This is a genomic window from Actinomyces sp. oral taxon 171 str. F0337, from assembly GCF_005696555.1.
Classification (GTDB): Bacteria; Actinomycetota; Actinomycetes; order Actinomycetales; family Actinomycetaceae; genus Actinomyces; species Actinomyces oris_E.
This window is the reverse complement of record NZ_CP040005.1, coordinates 2,464,408-2,479,777: the sequence shown is the minus strand read 5'-3', so window position 1 is coordinate 2,479,777 and position 15,370 is coordinate 2,464,408. Positions and strand designations below refer to the sequence as shown.

10 protein-coding genes, 3 pseudogenes and 1 other annotated feature are annotated in these 15,370 nt (G+C 63.9%); of the genes and pseudogenes, 6 read left to right on the top strand and 7 right to left on the bottom strand.

Going from position 1 to position 15,370, the window contains the following annotated elements; genetic code table 11:
* Positions 1–6: 6 nt before the first annotated feature.
* Positions 7–1,311, bottom strand: a complete 1,305-nt coding sequence (locus tag FBF36_RS10645; protein WP_138137508.1) for an ROK family transcriptional regulator — start codon at positions 1,309–1,311, stop codon at positions 7–9.
* Between the two features lie 552 nt (positions 1,312–1,863).
* Between FBF36_RS10645 and FBF36_RS10640 the strand changes: the two genes are divergently transcribed.
* The 3 genes from FBF36_RS10640 to FBF36_RS10630 all read left to right on the top strand — a co-directional run bounded on the left by FBF36_RS10640 (position 1,864) and on the right by FBF36_RS10630 (position 5,003).
* A complete protein-coding gene (locus tag FBF36_RS10640; protein ID WP_009398685.1) occupies positions 1,864–3,183 on the top strand; it encodes a quaternary amine ABC transporter ATP-binding protein in 1,320 nt (439 codons plus the stop codon).
* Entirely contained in the window at positions 3,183–4,061 is an 879-nt protein-coding gene (locus tag FBF36_RS10635) for an ABC transporter permease (protein WP_009398686.1), read from the top strand. The genes FBF36_RS10640 and FBF36_RS10635 overlap by 1 nt, the downstream gene beginning before the upstream one ends.
* Positions 4,062–4,127: 66 nt before the next feature.
* Positions 4,128–5,003, top strand: a complete 876-nt coding sequence (locus tag FBF36_RS10630) for a glycine betaine ABC transporter substrate-binding protein (RefSeq protein ID WP_034493616.1) — start codon at positions 4,128–4,130, stop codon at positions 5,001–5,003.
* Between the two features lie 86 nt (positions 5,004–5,089).
* Here the strand turns inward: FBF36_RS10630 and FBF36_RS10625 are convergent, their stop codons facing one another.
* Positions 5,090–5,620, bottom strand: coding sequence for a hypothetical protein (locus FBF36_RS10625; RefSeq protein ID WP_009398688.1), 531 nt, complete (start codon positions 5,618–5,620; stop codon positions 5,090–5,092).
* Positions 5,621–6,395: 775 nt separating this feature from the next.
* Here FBF36_RS10625 and FBF36_RS10620 point away from each other — a divergent pair.
* Positions 6,396–7,145, top strand: a complete 750-nt coding sequence (locus FBF36_RS10620; RefSeq protein ID WP_225792509.1) for a transposase family protein — start codon at positions 6,396–6,398, stop codon at positions 7,143–7,145.
* Positions 7,146–7,302: 157 nt separating this feature from the next.
* On the opposite strand, the pseudogene FBF36_RS10615 reads toward FBF36_RS10620, so the two are convergent.
* The 5 genes and pseudogenes from FBF36_RS10615 to FBF36_RS13695 all read right to left on the bottom strand — a co-directional run.
* Positions 7,303–8,133, bottom strand: a pseudogene (locus tag FBF36_RS10615) (IS5 family transposase).
* A gap of 246 nt (positions 8,134–8,379) precedes the next feature.
* Positions 8,380–9,273 carry a TrmB family transcriptional regulator gene (locus FBF36_RS10610; RefSeq protein ID WP_192574967.1) on the bottom strand — a complete coding sequence of 298 codons (894 nt, stop codon included), beginning with the start codon at positions 9,271–9,273 and terminating at the stop codon, positions 8,380–8,382.
* Positions 9,274–9,698: 425 nt separating this feature from the next.
* Positions 9,699–11,024: pseudogene (locus FBF36_RS10605) on the bottom strand (IS3 family transposase).
* 935 nt (positions 11,025–11,959) lie between these two features.
* Positions 11,960–12,094: a sequence feature (AL1L pseudoknot), on the bottom strand.
* 311 nt (positions 12,095–12,405) lie between these two features.
* Entirely contained in the window at positions 12,406–12,738 is a 333-nt protein-coding gene (locus tag FBF36_RS13700) for a transposase (RefSeq protein ID WP_263970020.1), read from the bottom strand.
* Positions 12,739–12,881: 143 nt separating this feature from the next.
* Positions 12,882–13,562 (bottom strand): annotated as a pseudogene (locus tag FBF36_RS13695) (transposase); the annotation flags it as partial.
* 554 nt (positions 13,563–14,116) lie between these two features.
* Between FBF36_RS13695 and FBF36_RS13840 the strand changes: the two are divergent.
* Together FBF36_RS13840 and FBF36_RS10590 are read left to right on the top strand one after the other, a co-directional pair.
* Positions 14,117–14,422 carry a Dabb family protein gene (locus FBF36_RS13840; protein WP_034491756.1) on the top strand — a complete coding sequence of 102 codons (306 nt, stop codon included), beginning with the start codon at positions 14,117–14,119 and terminating at the stop codon, positions 14,420–14,422.
* Positions 14,419–15,366, top strand: a complete 948-nt coding sequence (locus FBF36_RS10590; RefSeq protein WP_009395088.1) for a DMT family transporter — start codon at positions 14,419–14,421, stop codon at positions 15,364–15,366. Before FBF36_RS13840 ends, FBF36_RS10590 begins: the two co-directional genes overlap by 4 nt.
* Positions 15,367–15,370: the final 4 nt, after the last annotated feature.

The following is a 15,370-nucleotide window of genomic DNA, read 5'->3' as shown; positions in this document are numbered from 1 at the left end:
TGACGGCTAGGAGGTGGGCCTGCGGTCCACCAGGGTGGGGTTGTCGAGCACGGACTCCAGCGCCACCAGGGCCGCCCCATGTGATGAGGCCCACTGACCCAGGTGGGAGGTCTCCAGTCTCACGGCGGCGCGCTGGTCCAGCAACCGGGCCTTCAGGGCGGTGGCGGTGGGGGAGAGGAATACGTCGGCGAAGGCGGCCAGGTACCCCGACAGCACGATCACCTGAGGGTTGAGGACGTCCTCCAGGATCGCCAGGGCGCGTGTGAGTGCCTGCTGGGAGAGCTCCAGTCTCCGAGTGAGCTCGGCGTCCCCGGCGTCGAAGCGTTGACGCAGGATCTCGATGCGCTCATCCAGGGAGGTGGTCTCGTCGCGCACGGCGTCGCCCGGCGGGTACGCCGACGTCAGGGCCTGCAGGCCGGAACGGGTCTCCCAGCAGCCGCGCCGCCCGCACCGGCACGCCAGGCCCTCGGGCTCCACGGGCATGTGGCCGACCTCGCCGGTCAGGCCCAGCCAGCCGCGCAGGAGGTGGCCGTCGGAGATGATGCCGGCGCCGATCCCCTCGCCGCCAGACAGGTAGAGCAGGTTGCGCACCCCGGTCTGTGCGTAGCGCTCATAGGTGGCCAGCGCGGCGAGCTTGGCGTCGTTCTCCAGCGTGATGGTGGGCACGCTGTCCTTGGGGCTCATACGGCGGGCGACTGCGTCGCGCACCCGGTCCGCCACGGGGATGTCGTGCCACTCCAGGGTGGAGGAGTAGCGCACGGTGTTGCCGGCGTAGTCGATGATCCCGGGCTGGGCCAGGACGATTCCCGGAACCGTCGTCCCCTGTCGCGTCAGCTGGTCCAGGGCGTGGGACAGCATGGCGGCCACGTGCTCGATCATCCGGTCGGGCCGGTGCTCGGCATCGCCGACGAGCTCGGAACGGCGCAGCACGACCTCCCCGGTCAGGTCCGCGATGGACAGGAGCAGCGAGGCTCCGCTGATCTCCAGGCCTATCCCGGCTGCCGCGCGCGGGGCTGTGCGCAGGCCCGTGCTCGGTCTGCCGACGTTGCCGGACAGGTCCGGCTCCTCCTCGAGGAGCAGTCCTCGGGAGCACAACTCGGCCACCAACGTTGATACCGTCGCCTTGGACAGTCCTGTCTCTCGGGTCAGGCGCGTGCGCGACAGCGCGGGGCTCGTCTGGAGATGGCGCAGGATGAGCGACATGTTCGAGATGCGCACGTCGGCGTGGGCCTTGGGGCCGTGCGCACCCGGACCTCCGAGGGATCCCCAGGAGGTCGGGCCGTCCGCCGGGATCCATCCTGCAGCCGGCACGGCAGTCTCCTCCTCCGTCGGTGCCCCGGTTGGTCCTGCGGACCGCGGGCGTGCGTCTCAGCGTAGTGATTCCGGGTGGGCGGGGGAGGTGTTTCGGGGACCCAGCAACCCGTGCCGGCGCGGAGCGGAGCGAGCTGGCGGACTAAGTGAGATAATAATCACATTAGAATGCCGTGAGGGGGACCAGTTGCACGTATTGATGTTGTTGGTTATGTGCATCGTCCTTGCTCGTGGGGTGCAGGACTCCTGTGGCTCCTCGGTATTCGTCGTGATTTCAAGCATTCACGGTGTTGCTGAGCGGTGGTGCGCAGCGGTGCGTGCCAGGTGGGCCCAGCCCCGTTCCGCGGGCGTGGCCACGGACGCGCCCGTAGGCGTGTCAAGGCCTGAAGTCCGCCGACTTCGCGGAATTCTTCGTCCCTTCAAATTGACCGTATGAACTCTCCGCAGCACTATGAATCGGGCCTGCAGCCGCCATGGGGCCCGGAAGCGGCTCTCACAACTCGTCTTCCGGACTCTCGCGGCCAGGCCAGGAGATAGAACGCGAGGAGTGCTGTGAAAGTTATTGAGGCCAACCATGTCTACAAGGTCTTCGGGCGGCGACCGTCCGATGGCGTCAAGAAGCTCAAGGCCGGCAAGACGCGGGACCAGCTGAGGAAGTCGGGGCAGACCGCGGCCGTCATCGACACCTCCTTCGACGTCGACAAGGGTGAGATCTTCGTCGTCATGGGCCTGTCGGGCTCGGGGAAGTCCACGCTCATCCGCATGGTCAACGGCCTGCTGCCCATCACGGCCGGCAACATGACCCTCTACGGTGAGGACCTGGCGCACGTCTCGAAGTCGAAGCTGCGCGAGCTGCGCCGTGAGCGCGTCTCCATGGTCTTCCAGAACTTCGCCCTCCTGCCGCACCGGACAGTGGGGGAGAACGCCGCCTACGGCCTGGAGATCCAGGGCGTGGGTCGCTCCGAGCGTGAACGTCGGGCCAAGGAGGCCCTGTCCCTGGTCGGCCTCGAGGGGTGGGGCGGATACAAGCCCGGGGAGCTCTCGGGAGGAATGCGTCAGCGGGTCGGTCTGGCCCGGGCGCTGGCCGCCGAGACCGACATCCTTCTCATGGATGAGGCCTTCTCCGCCCTCGACCCGCTCATCCGCCGGGAGATGCAGGATCAGCTCATCGACCTCCAGGGCAAGCTCGGTAAGACGATCCTGTTCATCACCCACGACCTCAACGAGGCCATGCGGCTGGGTGACCGCATCGCCATGATGCGTGACGGCCGTGTCGAGCAGGTCGGCACCGCCGAGGAGATCCTGCGCGACCCCGCCTCCGACTACGTCTCACGGTTCGTGGCCGACGTCGATCGTACCCGGGTCCTGACGGCCGGCTCCATCGCGGAGCCCCCGTACGCGGTCCTGGGGTCGGACCGGAGCCCCCGTGCCGCCCACAAGCTCCTGCGGGAGAACCAGCCGCCGTGGCTGCTCGTCCAGAACCGCGACCGCTCGCCCTTCGGGTATGTCTGGGAGGACGACGTCGCTCGGGCGGTGAAGGAGGGCTCCGACGTGCTCCCGCTGTCCACGATCCACGAGATGCCGGTCGTGGCGCACTCGACTCCCGTCAACGAGCTGTTCGCCCACGCCGCACAGCACGCGGCCCCCATCGTCGTCGTCGATGACGACGGACGGATCTCCGGCGTCATTCCGCGCGTCACCCTGCTGGCCGCCATCAGCGAGCAGAACCAGGACACCGGTGCCTCGAGCGCCGATCCAGCCGGTCCTGACGATGACTCGCAGGACGGCACGGCCGGCCCGGCCGTGGAGCAGACCGACGAGCAGGCCGCCGAGGCCAGTGAGACCACCGAGGCCGAAGGAGCCGACGCCTGATGATTCCTGCACACACTCCTCTTCCCAAGATTCCCCTGGGCAACGCGGTCGAGGTCCTGATCGTATGGATCCAGAACCACCTCCACGGCTTCCTCAGTGCGATCTCCAGGGCCGGAACCCTGGTCAATGACACTCTTGCAGACCTGCTTCTGGCCGTGCCCCCGTTGATCATGGTGGTGGTCTTCGTACTCATCGCCTGGATGGCCAAGTCATGGAGGCTGGCGCTGGGGACCGCCATCACCTTCCTCGTCATCATCTCCCTTGGGCAGTGGCAGAACGCGATGGAGACGCTGGTCCTGGTCACCCTGGCGACCTTGACCGCCCTCGTCTTCGCGATCCCCCTGGGGATCTGGGCATCCCGGAACAAGTACGTCAGCGTCCTCATCCGCCCGGTCCTCGACCTCATGCAGACGATGCCGGCCTTCGTCTACCTCATCCCCTCGGTCCTGTTCTTCTCCATCGGTGTGGTGCCCGGGATGTTCGCCACGCTCATCTTCGCGATGCCCCCCGGGGTGCGCATGACCGAGCTGGGCATCAAGCAGGTCGACAAGGAGACCGTCGAGGCGGGACGTTCCTTCGGCGCCACCGACTGGCAGATCATGCGGGGCATTCAGCTGCCCCTGGCCGTCCCCACCATCATGGCAGGTGTCAACCAGGTCATCATGCTGGCGCTGTCGATGGCCGTCATCGCGGGCATGGTCGGCGCCGACGGCCTCGGGAAGGAGGTCGTCAAGGCGCTCGCGACGATCGATATCGCCAAGGGCACCGAGGCGGGACTGTCCATCGTGTTCCTGGCGATCTTCCTGGATCGGGTGACTGCGGCCCTCGGGGCGCCGCGGGAGAAGGGCTCGCTGCTCTCACTCATCAAGAAGCGGTGACCCATGACTCGACGACGCTTTTCTGCTTCGCCCTCGCCGGCGCGGGGCACATATCGAAGGAACGCCATGCAGACCTCCCGCCGCACGTTCACCGCCGCCCTCGCCTCTCTGACGGCAGCGGGCGCTCTGTCCGCCTGCGGTCAGGGCTCCGGCGGGGGAAAACGGCTTCGACTCGGTTTCCTTCCGTCATGGAGCGATGGACTGTCCATGACCCACCTGCTCAAGACCCAGCTGGAGAAGGCCGGCTACCAGATCAAGCTCATGGATCTCAGTGAGGCCGGACCGCTCTACGCCGGCCTCAGCCAGGGGGCGGTCGATCTCTTCCCCTCTGCGTGGCCGGACGTCACCCAGAAGAGCTACATGGACAAGTACCGCACGTACATCGAGGACCTGGGGACCTACTACGACTCGGCCAAGCTGTGCTGGTCCGTCCCGGACTACTCCTCGATGAAATCGATCGAGGACATCAAGTCCCACGCCTCGCAGATCGACAACAAGATCGTCGGTATTGAGCCGGGTGCAGGCCTGACCAAGGTGTCGCAGGAGGACGTGATTCCCGCCTACGATCTGGGGGACATGAAGTTCCTGACCTCCTCCACCACCGGGATGCTGGCCGAGCTCAAGAAAGCGGTCGACGCGAAGAACGAGATCGTGGTCACCTTGTGGCACCCCTTCTGGGCGAACACGACCTTCAACATGCGGGACCTGAAGGACCCCAAGGGGGCGCTCGGCAAGGGGGAAGGGCTTCACTTCCTCGGGCGAGAGGGATTTGCGCAGGAGTACCCGGAGATCGCGAAGTGGCTCGGCTCCATCAAGATGGATGAGGCCACCTACGGCAGCCTCGAGGACCTCGTCGTCAACACCTACGGCGAGGGCCGGGAGGACGAGGCCGCCATTGACTGGGCCAAGAAGCATCCCCAGTACGACTTCAAGAAGTCCTGACCCGGCGCGTCCGCTCACTCCCGCGGACAGTAGTCCGAGCCCTCGTGATCCCGCTGTCGGCATGCTCGACGGCGGGATCACCGCTGTCAGGACGGAGCCGACGGGGAGCGGGCGGGGCGGTGTGCCGTACCGGTGGAGGCGACGTCGTCCTGACGGCTGCGTTCCCTCATCTCCTCATGCGACATCGGTGCGGTCCACGGCTTGTCCAACGCGCAGGTCGAGATGACCGAGGCGGCCCACGTGAGCGCGGTGAGCGGGATGAGGTGCGCCGGAGCGAAGAGCATGGCCGCTGTGGCGCCTCCGACGGCGGGGCAGATGAAGGCGGCGATGGCCCGCTCCACACGATTCATGTCGTCGGCGCGCTGGATGCGCATGGTCAGGCGCATTGATGCTGCGTCCAGCGTCTCGCATACCGCGGTTGCCAGGATCGTGAATCCCGTGATCTGGTCGGAGCTGAGTCCGGTGTGAGTGAGAGCGGACCAGATGGCCACTGCGATCCCGACAACGAGTGCCTCGAGGATCGCCAGGAGGATCCTTCCGGCGACCACTCCAGACAGGGGGACGGCCGGCGTCCAGTGTCCGTGGTCCGGTGTGTGAGCGATGCTGCGCGCACTCATGTGCTCCTCCTACCGCCTTGCAGCCCACAGGTGTCGCACGTCCACCCTAACGATGGCGTGAGCGCCGTCGCAGTTGATGCTCGTCGGGGGGCGGTCAGCGGAGCGGCTCCGTTATCTTGACGTCTGGTGGGTGCCCCGCTACCTTTATTGCTGGCAGCTAGGGATGAAACAGTTTCCCGAGCACCGATTCGTAGAGCCCCGCCTTGTGCGGGGTTTCTTCGTGGCTAAGGGGATGAAGTGCTTCATGCGTATATTGATGAAAATGGTGGAGTGTGTGGTGTTTCTCGGCCAGGGGAGTTCTTCCCGCGAGTCGATAGTATAGATCCCATGCCAGCAGTGAAATACTCGGAGGAACTGCTTGGCCCAGGTCGTGCCTGAGGTTACTGGTGAAGGGCTGCATGATCGCCTCGGTGGCCGCCTAGTACGATCTTGTGGCGTAGAGAAGTGGGTAACTGGGTCGCAAAGCACAGAAAAGATCATGTCACTGACCAGGACCGCAAGAAAGCCTCCGAATCGGCCGAGATCACAAAATTAAAGGCGGGTTCATGAGTTATGTCAGGAGAACGAGTTCCTGAAAAAGCGGCCGCCTGGCTTGCGAAGGAACGACCGTGACTTGGCGGCTGCGAGTTCGGGGCCGCGAAGAAGGCTATTACCCCATTGAAGGTTATTCAGGGGCGTGTGTGGGGGTTTAGGGGTTCGGTGTGTTGAATGGGTGACGGCTCGTTGGTCTGAGAGAATCAGATTGCTACATGAAACCTCTCAGGAACGAGCCGTGATGGGTAAGGGTATCACGGGCCTGGACAGAACGCAGTTGAGCTGCCTGGTGGAAATGGTGCTGGGTGATACTGAGATCTCCTTGGCGCCAAGAATTCTTGGCCCACTGGCCGCGGTGCGGGCGACGTTGATGTATTTGCGCACCAACACCTCCCAGGAGGCGATCGCCGAGATCATGGGGGTGTCACAGCCGACGATCTCGCGGGCGATCTCGGTGGTCACCCGGATCATCGCCAGGGTCCTGGGGCCTGTGCTGGCGACCGTCGAGGAGGTCCCCCATGGGGGCGTGCACATCATCGACGGTACGCTCCTGGCGTGCTGGAGCTGGAAGGATCGGACGGACCTGTGGTCGGGCAAGCACAAGCGCACCGGCCTGAGCCTGCAAGTGCTGGTCAGCCCCGCCGGGCGCCTGCGGTGGGCCTCAGACCCGCTACCGGGGGCCACCCACGACACCAAGGCCATCACCACCTCCGGTCTCTTGGAGGAGATCGACCCCTCCTGCTGCATCGCCGATAAAGGCTACATCGGAACCGGGGTTCTCACCCCCTACAAGAAACCTCCCAACAGTGAGCTCACCAAGGCCCAGAAGCAGGCCAACAAATCCCTAAATGAAATCCGGTATGTCGTGGAGAGAACCATCGCGCACATCAAATCCTGGAAGATCCTGGCCCACGACTACAGGCGCCCCCTGCACACCTTCAAAGAAACTATCACAGCCACCCTAGCCCTCTACGCCTACACCAACCCCTGAATAACCTTCAATGATTAAGAACTCCTTGGCTTAGCCAAGGCGGCATGAAACACAAAACAAGTCGCGTCTGAAAAACACCCAGTTCCCGGTAGTTATCACGACGATCCTCGGAATTATATTCACCTACGTCCGATGAATAAGAGATCGCGTCATTAGGTTAGGGCTTGCGGGTAGGGCGTTGGGCCCAGCGGTGGGTGGTCCAGGCGTGGTGGATGAGGTTCCTGATGGTGATGATGGTGTTGGCCAGGGCGATGAACGCCTCGATCACCTGGGTGCGTACCTCGGTGCATACCTGGAGCCTACGGAACCCGCGGGTGTGCCATGAGTTGGTGCATCACCCAGCGCCGGCCGGCCTGCAACGGGGTGCCTCTGGGGGAGATCCGGGCGTCACAGCCCAGCACCTCGAGCAGCTCGCGGGTCCTGCGGCTGTCGTAGCCGGCATCCAGGTGCACGGTGATGTGCTCGGGCAGGTCGAAGCCGAACCTGCCCAGACGCTCCAGGGTGGGTTCCAGCAGGGGCGAGTCATGACGGTTGGCGGGCGCAACCACCACGCCGACGGGGATGCCGTGGCCCTCGACCATGACTGAGCGCTTGGTGCCCTGCTTGCCCCGGTCCACCGGTGAGGGGCCGGCGGCCTGGCCCCCGCAGGGGGCCTTGACGATGCAGCCGTCGACGCACAGGTCCTCCAGCCCCAGGCCGACGACCTTGTCGTAGGCCTCCAGCGCAGCCTGCCCGCCGGCGGTGAACACCCCGGCGGCGATCCACTCACCCGTGTCTGCGTCGGATGGTGGCCGCTGAGCAGGTGGAGTCAGCGACCTTCTCATAGGCCGCCCCCAGCACCAGGACCTGGATGAGCTTGCCCGGACACGATACGGTCAGGGATACGGGACCGGTGACACCCCAGTGGATGGCTATCAACGCGCTCAGGCAACAACGCGGCGAACTGGACCCACAAGGGCTCCATCACCGATGATGGCACAGCGGGCACAAGGAAACACCCCGGGAACAGAAGCAAGTACAGACAACTCACTTCTACCGGGACCTTGTGCCCGCACCCCGCTCCCACACCGCACCTACTGACGCGACCTCTAAGTCGTGATGTGCTCTTCTTGCAAAACTGAGGTCATATTTCGGCTAGCATTCCTGGAAAGATATCGACACTGTCCGTGATTGCCGTCATCGAAGCCTGGCAACCCAGTATCCGCGAAATCCGAGACTTAAGAACTTACCATAATTACCAGGAAAGGGGTCTATACTTCGCTCTCAGTGTTGCTAGAGCGGGTCCGAAGGTTTCCTCCAAGATGTCACCATGTGCATTGAGCATCTCCAGCTTGTAGAGATCGTGGCGTACAAGCTCAGTGATCGGTACAACTAGTCCTGGATGTCTGGTCCAGGCGGCTCGGGATTCGGCGTCGCCTGACACGCTTCCGGCCACGACTTCACGATCATCAGCTGACACCACCAGCCAGCGACTGCCGAGGCCGTGTGTGACTTCATCCGTTCCGGGGTGCGGGAAGACTGTAGCAAACGGAAAGTCGACGACACCGTATGCGACAACAATGACTTTAACCCCACGAATGGCAGCATCCTCAAGGTCTCGATGCAGGCGGTCGGCTTCTGCTTCCCAGATTTCACACAGGAGCCTGGTGGATGCGCGCCCGATGATATCTTGAGCGCGGAGGATAATGTCGCTGCGTCCCTGTAAATCCCAGATGACGCTACCACTCTCCTCGCGAGCACCGAAATTGCGGAGGATCTCATCGGCGCGGGAAAATGATTCCTCTGTTTGTCGACGCTGAGCTTTCAGGAATTCTTTCGGGGCTGTGGGCGCAAACTTCTGTGGCTTTCCATTTGAAACTCGAGCCGCCCCTTTGGATACGAGGGAATCGAGAACCTCATATATGCGGGCGCGCGCCACTCCGGACCTTTTGGCAATTCCATAACCAGTGGCAGGGGCCTCATTGAGAAGCGTCAAATACGCCTTCGATTCCCACTCTGTGAACCCAATTGCGCGTAGTGCTTGGACCTCTGTGTCGCCGAATATCGGCTGGCTCACGTCATTCTCCTCGCTTGCGTTTGCTCGATCGACCACTATTTCAAGTGAATCCGCGTTATTATAGTAACTCACACATCGCAGTCGACCGCTGCATACATCGAAGCGTGGCGACGGCGGGACACGCCACCGGGCTGGGTTGGTAAAGCCGAAGGTTGGTTGTCTGATCTCTGGGGGCTGGTGGGTCGGTGCGGATGTGGCGTGACCCGCCCGGTGATGGTGAAGGTGTCTACTCAATCCCGTCACCAGTAAGGTCATTCCGCCGATGTCGTTGGTCACCACGACAGCCCTGTGACGCCAGCCTCTGACCCAGAGATCAACTTTCGCCATCGGCGGAACGTGCGTTATGGCCTGCTTGTGATCCTGTCTCTGGCCGTGACTGGGATGTTTGTAGGGTGTCAAGCCCCGGGTTTTGTGGAGGCTGGTTTAGCTGGATGTGGTGGTGGCCGGTCGTGGTTGTTCCTGGGCCTTGTCCCTTGTTGTTGGACACGGGGGTTGGTTTACGCGGCGGTTGCCAGCGTAGTGGTTGAGGTCTGTTGCTCGTAGGTGGTTGGGGGTAGGTGGCCGCAGTAGGAGTGGCGGCGTACGGTGTCGTGCGCGGGTCAGCCATCTGAAGGTCTGGCGCCGGCAGGTGCGCTCATCGGCCCAGGATCGCTGGTCCATGAGGACCTCACGCTTCAACGTGGCATTGAATGACTCGGCCGGCGCGCCTGCCGCGCTGGAGCCGCCTGCTCCCATGGACTGGGTCACCCCGAGCCTCTTGCCCTCGGCGGCGAAGTCCTTGGAGGTATAGACCGATCCGCGGTCGCAAGTGGAACACGGCGCCCTTCAGGCTCCCTTGAGTGGCCGCGCCGCGGCCTGCTGGAGGGCCTCGATGACCAAGGGGGCGTGCGCATGTGGTCGCGCAGCGCCCAGGCGACCAGGCATCGGCCGTGCGCAGTCGATGACGGTAGCCAGGTACAGGTTCGTCCCGTCGGCCAGGGGCAGGTAGGAGGGGGCACCTCCCACGCAGTGGGGGAATGTCACCGACGTACCTGTGGTTGGGGGCCGGGGCTGTGAAGTCACGCTTGAGCAGGTCGGGGCACCACCGTGCCGGACCGGGCCGGCACGGTGGTGCGCACCCGGCGCCGCCTGCGGTAGCCGGCGGGTACCCGCGGCGTGCATCAGCCGAGCGACCCGTTTACGGTTCACACGCCCTCCTGCTTCCTGGGTGGCCTCGTTGAGGCCGGCAGTGATGCAGTGATCCTGGGCGAGCCCATGGCCGGGTCGGTCTTGTGCAGTGCGCGTTATCGGCTCTCTCAGGGCCGCATCGGTGGCCGAGCGCCGCTCACGGGCCGGCCTGCCGGCTCTCCAGGCGTAGTAGGACGAGCGTGCGACCTCGACCAGCCCGCAGCCGTTTGACCTCATAGGTGTCCCGGTGGTCCTCAACGAACCGGGGAACAGGCTCTTAGCGGATCGTCTCCACCAGCGAGACATGCTTGGCCGCCTGCTGAAGGGATCCCACCGGCTCCCCGGGCCGAGCTTGACGGCCTGAGTGTGAGGCTCAGCGTTGGCAGCCTCCAGGCGCGCGATCGGCTCTGAGGCATTCTCCTGCGTCTGCCCGCCCGCGGGAGTCGTCGGACCTGCGTGGACGCAACGGGCTGACAGCCGGACTGCCATCGGCGCCGGTCTTACGCCCGGTAGCGTACCGGGCCAGCCACTGGCGCAGCGTGCCGCGCTCGACGCCCAGGTCCTGGGCGATCCCACGCACCGTCGCCCCCGGTGTCGTCTCGTACAGGTCCACCGCCTGACGCCGCAAGCTCCTCAGAGTAGCTCTTCCTAGCCATGCTCAGATCATCTCGCTCTCCCCAGCCCAAAGGCCGGAATCAGCATGTCCAAACAACAGGGGCAAGCCCCCCCGGTGGGTGTCGAGTGCCCAGGCGGCTTCGTGTTCGGCGGGGGTGCGCATGCCGATGGCGGAGTGTGGCCGGGTGGTGCCCGTACCAGTGGACCCGCTCGGTGGTGGCTAGCACGGGCGGCGTCGATGTCCTGCCAGGTTCCTGGCCAAAGGATGAGCTCGGCCTTGTACAAGGAGCTTGAGCGCCTCAGCCAGAGCGAAGCCGAAAGGAGGTCCCCCTTCGACCCCACCGAGGCGACCGCCTCGCAGTAGGCCAGAGCCTGCCCGTAGCGGATGGCTCGGTACTGCACGCCGCGGGGGCAAGTGGTGCACCAGGCCCGTCAGGTCAGCACCGGCTCGTTTCCGCTGCCAGACGGCCATTTTCAGGGCGCCGGCGGCCAGGTCGGTGCACACTGGCCGGTAGGTGGTCTGCCAGCCGATGATCCGCCGCGAGAACACGTCAGTCACGAAAGCCACATAGACCCACCCGGAGAAGGTGCGCACGTAGGAGGGGGTACCTCCCGCTTGCGGGGGAATGTCGGCGACCCACAGCCCACCCAGGGCTAAGGCCTCGAAGTGGCGCCTGACCAGGGCGACCGGGCACTGCTCCCGCGACGCGCTGCGCGTGGTGCGCGGGGACTTGGCGCGTCTGACGCCGTGGTTGACCCAGGTCGGCCATCAGCCGCACGGGCGGTGCACCGCCTCCGCGTGACCGGCACCGTGACGCTCGGCGACCTCAGGGCGACCCCGCATCACGTGCATCTTGCGGGCTCCCAGCACCGAGTAGCTGGTTCTTGTGGACCCTGGATATCTCCGCCTTGAGGACCTCGTTGCACAACGACCTGGCTGATGGAGGACGGCTACGACGGGCGTGAGTCAAGCACTCGGGGCGATCTGCACACCGGCCTCGCTGAGCGTGGTGCAGATCGGCCAGGCCCCGAGCTCCTGCCGGTTGTCGTCGATGAAGGAGTCGATGACCTCTACCGGCGCTCACACTCCGCCCGGGGCGCAGATAACGCACTCGCCTTGCGCAGGATCTCATTGGCCCGACGCAGCTCTCGGACCTCCAACGCCGGCTCCTTGATCCGGGCCGCCTCATCGGTGGTGGTGCCAGGCCGGGTGCCCTGGTTCGGTCCCGGGCCTGTCTCACCCAGATACGCAGAGCCTCGGGATGGACACCCAGCTCATCGGCGAACCTGCGCACCGCGCCCTTGGCCCGCGCCGGATCCGCCAGCGCCTCCAAGGCCATCCTCGTGGCCCGCTCGCGCAGCTCATCGGGGTACTTCGGTCAAGTCCCTGGTAGTGGTGTAGAGGCCCTTCGTGGTTAGGGGTCAGTGGGTCAGTGTCGGGGGCGTGTCTGGATGGTCGTCCTGGAGCTTGTTGGTGGTCTGGCACTGTTTGAGGGTGTCCAGGCTGAGGTAGCGGCGGTTCTCAGCCCATTCGTCGGTCTGCTCGGCCAGGACGGCGCCGACCAGGCGGGTGATGGCGTCCCTGTTGGGGAAGATGCCCACTGAGTCGGTGCGGCGGCGGATCTCCTTGTTGAGGCGTTCTTGGGGGTTGTTGGACCAGATCTGCCGCCATACCTCGACGGGGAAGGCGGCGGTAGGCCAGCAGGTCGGCTCGCGCGGCGTCGAGGTGGTCAGCGGCCTGGGGCAGCAGGTCACGGGTGTAGTCCAGGAGGCGGTCGAACTGGGCCTGGACGGCTGCTGCGTCGGGCTGGTCGTAAACCGAGTGGAGCGTGAAGCATGGTCTTGAGGGCCGGCCAGGCGCTCTTGGGGGTCACTGTCATCAGGTTGGCGGCGTAGTGGGTGGGGCAGCGCTGCCAGGTCGCTGCGGGCAGGTTCGCGGCGATGGCCTCGACCAGACCCGTGTGGGCGTCAGAGGTGACAAGCCGTACCCCTCCCAGGCCTCGGGCGACCAGGTCGGCGAGGAACTCGTTCCACGCTGCTCCGCTCTCGCAGGTGGCTACCCGCAGGCCCAGGACCTCGCGGTGTCCGTCGGCGTTGACCCCAGTGGCTGTCAGGACCACCGCACTGACCACGCGACCGCCTTCGCGGACCTTCATTGTCAGGGCGTCGGCCGCTACGAAGATGAAGGGGCCGGCGTCGCCCAGGGGAGGGTTGCGGAAGGAGGCGACGTGCTCGTCGAGCTCGGCCGCCATGCGTGAGACCTGTGACTCCGGGCAGTGAGCTGATGCCCAGGGCGCCTACCAGCTTGTCCATGCGTCGGGTGGAGACCCCGGGCCAGGTAAGGCGTCGGCGACCACCGTGATCAGCGCGGACTCGGCCCGTTTGCGGCGCTCGAGCAGCCAGTCGGGGAAGTACGAGCCGGTACGCAGCCTGGGAACAGCCACGTCAATGGTCCCGACCCGGGTGTCCAGGTCCCGGTGGCGGTAGCCGTTGCGCTGGGCCCTGCGCTGGGGGCTGGCCTGACCGTACTCGGCGCCGCACACCGCGTCGGCACCGGCCGACAGCAGGGCGTTGACCATGGTCTGCAGCAGACTGCGCATCAGGTCCGGGCAGGCCTGTCCCAGAGCCTGGTCAAGGGCTCCAGCAGGGTCGACAATGTAAGGAGCGGTCATCGTGATGATGTCCTTTCGAGGATTCGGTGGAAGGTTGACTCGAAGGACCACACGGTGACCGCACCCACAACCAATACGAGAGCAAGCCACCGGCGGCTACACCACACTACGAGGCACTACCGGTACTTCTTCTGTCCCATGGCAGTGATCCTTCCGTGTCATCACTGCCTCCATCAAACCCGGGACGGTTCACTTGATCCGGCCAAGCCCTGACATGCTGCAGGTATGGCCCCAGCGATACTAGGCGCCCCCTCATCGCACGGCACATGCGAGATCTGAACGAAAGATGACAAGGCACATCGATAGCGGCCTCGGCATCCATTTGGTTGGGGCATGCATGTGATATATGCTCAAGACTACGACTAGTAGTCACCTTAGGGGTTACGGTGCGTAGGATCTACGTGCAATGCGCCCTCCTCCGATGGACGAAAGAGAGGTCAGCTTTGAATGAGAGCCAGTTCATGCACGTTGTCGCATTCACTTTGAAGCCAGGCGTGTCGCGCGAAGACCCTCGTGCTCAGGCGGCTGCCACGATCACCAGCGGTCATCCCGCTGCTATCCCGGAGATCGCAACTTGGTACTGCGGGTGGGACATCACTCACAGGCCGGACTCTGCCGATTTTCTCCTCGTGAGCACCTTCGACACTGCTGCTGACTGCGAGACCTTCCAGTCCCATCCTGAGCACCAACGAGGCAAGGAGGCCTGGAGACAGATTGCGACGTGGATGGTGGCCGATATTCTCCCGTGCGGTGGTGAGCATTCATGAGACAGGACTCGACATCGCTTCACATCAGCGCCGTTATTGGTGCCGCCTTCTTATGGAGCACCTCTTTTGCAGTGACGAAGGTAGTTCTCCGCGATGTAGGGGCATTGACTCTCGGAGCACTCAGGTTCCTGGCTGCAGGGATTCTACTGATCACCATTTGTCTGTTCGTCCGAGTTCGTCTGCGCGCACCTCTGCGATCACATGCCGTCGTGGCGGGCGCAGGTCTGGTTGGCATCACGATATATTTTTCCCTAGAAAACTATGGAGTCGCCTTGGCGACGGCCACTGATGCCGTACTGATCGTGGCATCCTATCCGGTTATGACGATGGTCGCTGAAGCCATCTTTCACCATCGTCAGCCAGCCACGATAAACGTTGCTGGAGCTCTCGTCGCCTTCGCTGGCGTAGCGCTTGTGACAGCAAATAAACCCGCACAGGAAGTTCCATACCGACCTTGGGGTATTATCTTCCTTCTCCTCGGTGGGCTCGCTTGGACCGCCTACAACATGATGTCAGCTCAGAAGCAAGTAAATGTGACGTCAAACCGACGTCTCGGCGTGCTTATCACGACGGGCCTGCAGAACTTATGGGGAGGTATTGGTTTCTGTCTACTCGTACCGATTCTTCCGGAAGGGGTGAACACTAACCTTAGATCGTCTGCGGTATGGCTGATAATCTATCTTGCTATCGGATGCTCCGCGGTGGCGTTCCTCCTCTATACGTTCGGTCTCACAGCGCTAAAACCAAGTCAGGCTGTCGCAATGCTGAATCTCGTTCCTGTATTCGGAGTTGTGTGGGCAATAGCGATCGCAGGAGAACACATCACCCCACTTAAAGCGATCGGCGCAGTTACCATTATCGTCGGTGTCGCTATGAACGCGCGAAATCCCCAACTTTCACAGGAAAAACAAACACATCGACACTGCATCCCATCGAAAGGATGACTAA

Excerpts from the sequence above, each read along its gene's own strand:
- FBF36_RS10635 (WP_009398686.1), top strand. The coding sequence starts at position 3,183 with ATGATTCCTGCACACACTCCTCTTCCCAAGATTCCCCTGGGCAACGCG.
- FBF36_RS10630 (WP_034493616.1), top strand. The coding sequence starts at position 4,128 with ATGCAGACCTCCCGCCGCACGTTCACCGCCGCCCTCGCCTCTCTGACG.
- FBF36_RS10625 (WP_009398688.1), bottom strand. The coding sequence starts at position 5,620 with ATGAGTGCGCGCAGCATCGCTCACACACCGGACCACGGACACTGGACG.
- FBF36_RS10620 (WP_225792509.1), top strand. The coding sequence starts at position 6,396 with ATGGGTAAGGGTATCACGGGCCTGGACAGAACGCAGTTGAGCTGCCTG.
- FBF36_RS13840 (WP_034491756.1), top strand. The coding sequence starts at position 14,117 with ATGCACGTTGTCGCATTCACTTTGAAGCCAGGCGTGTCGCGCGAAGAC.
- FBF36_RS10590 (WP_009395088.1), top strand. The coding sequence starts at position 14,419 with ATGAGACAGGACTCGACATCGCTTCACATCAGCGCCGTTATTGGTGCC.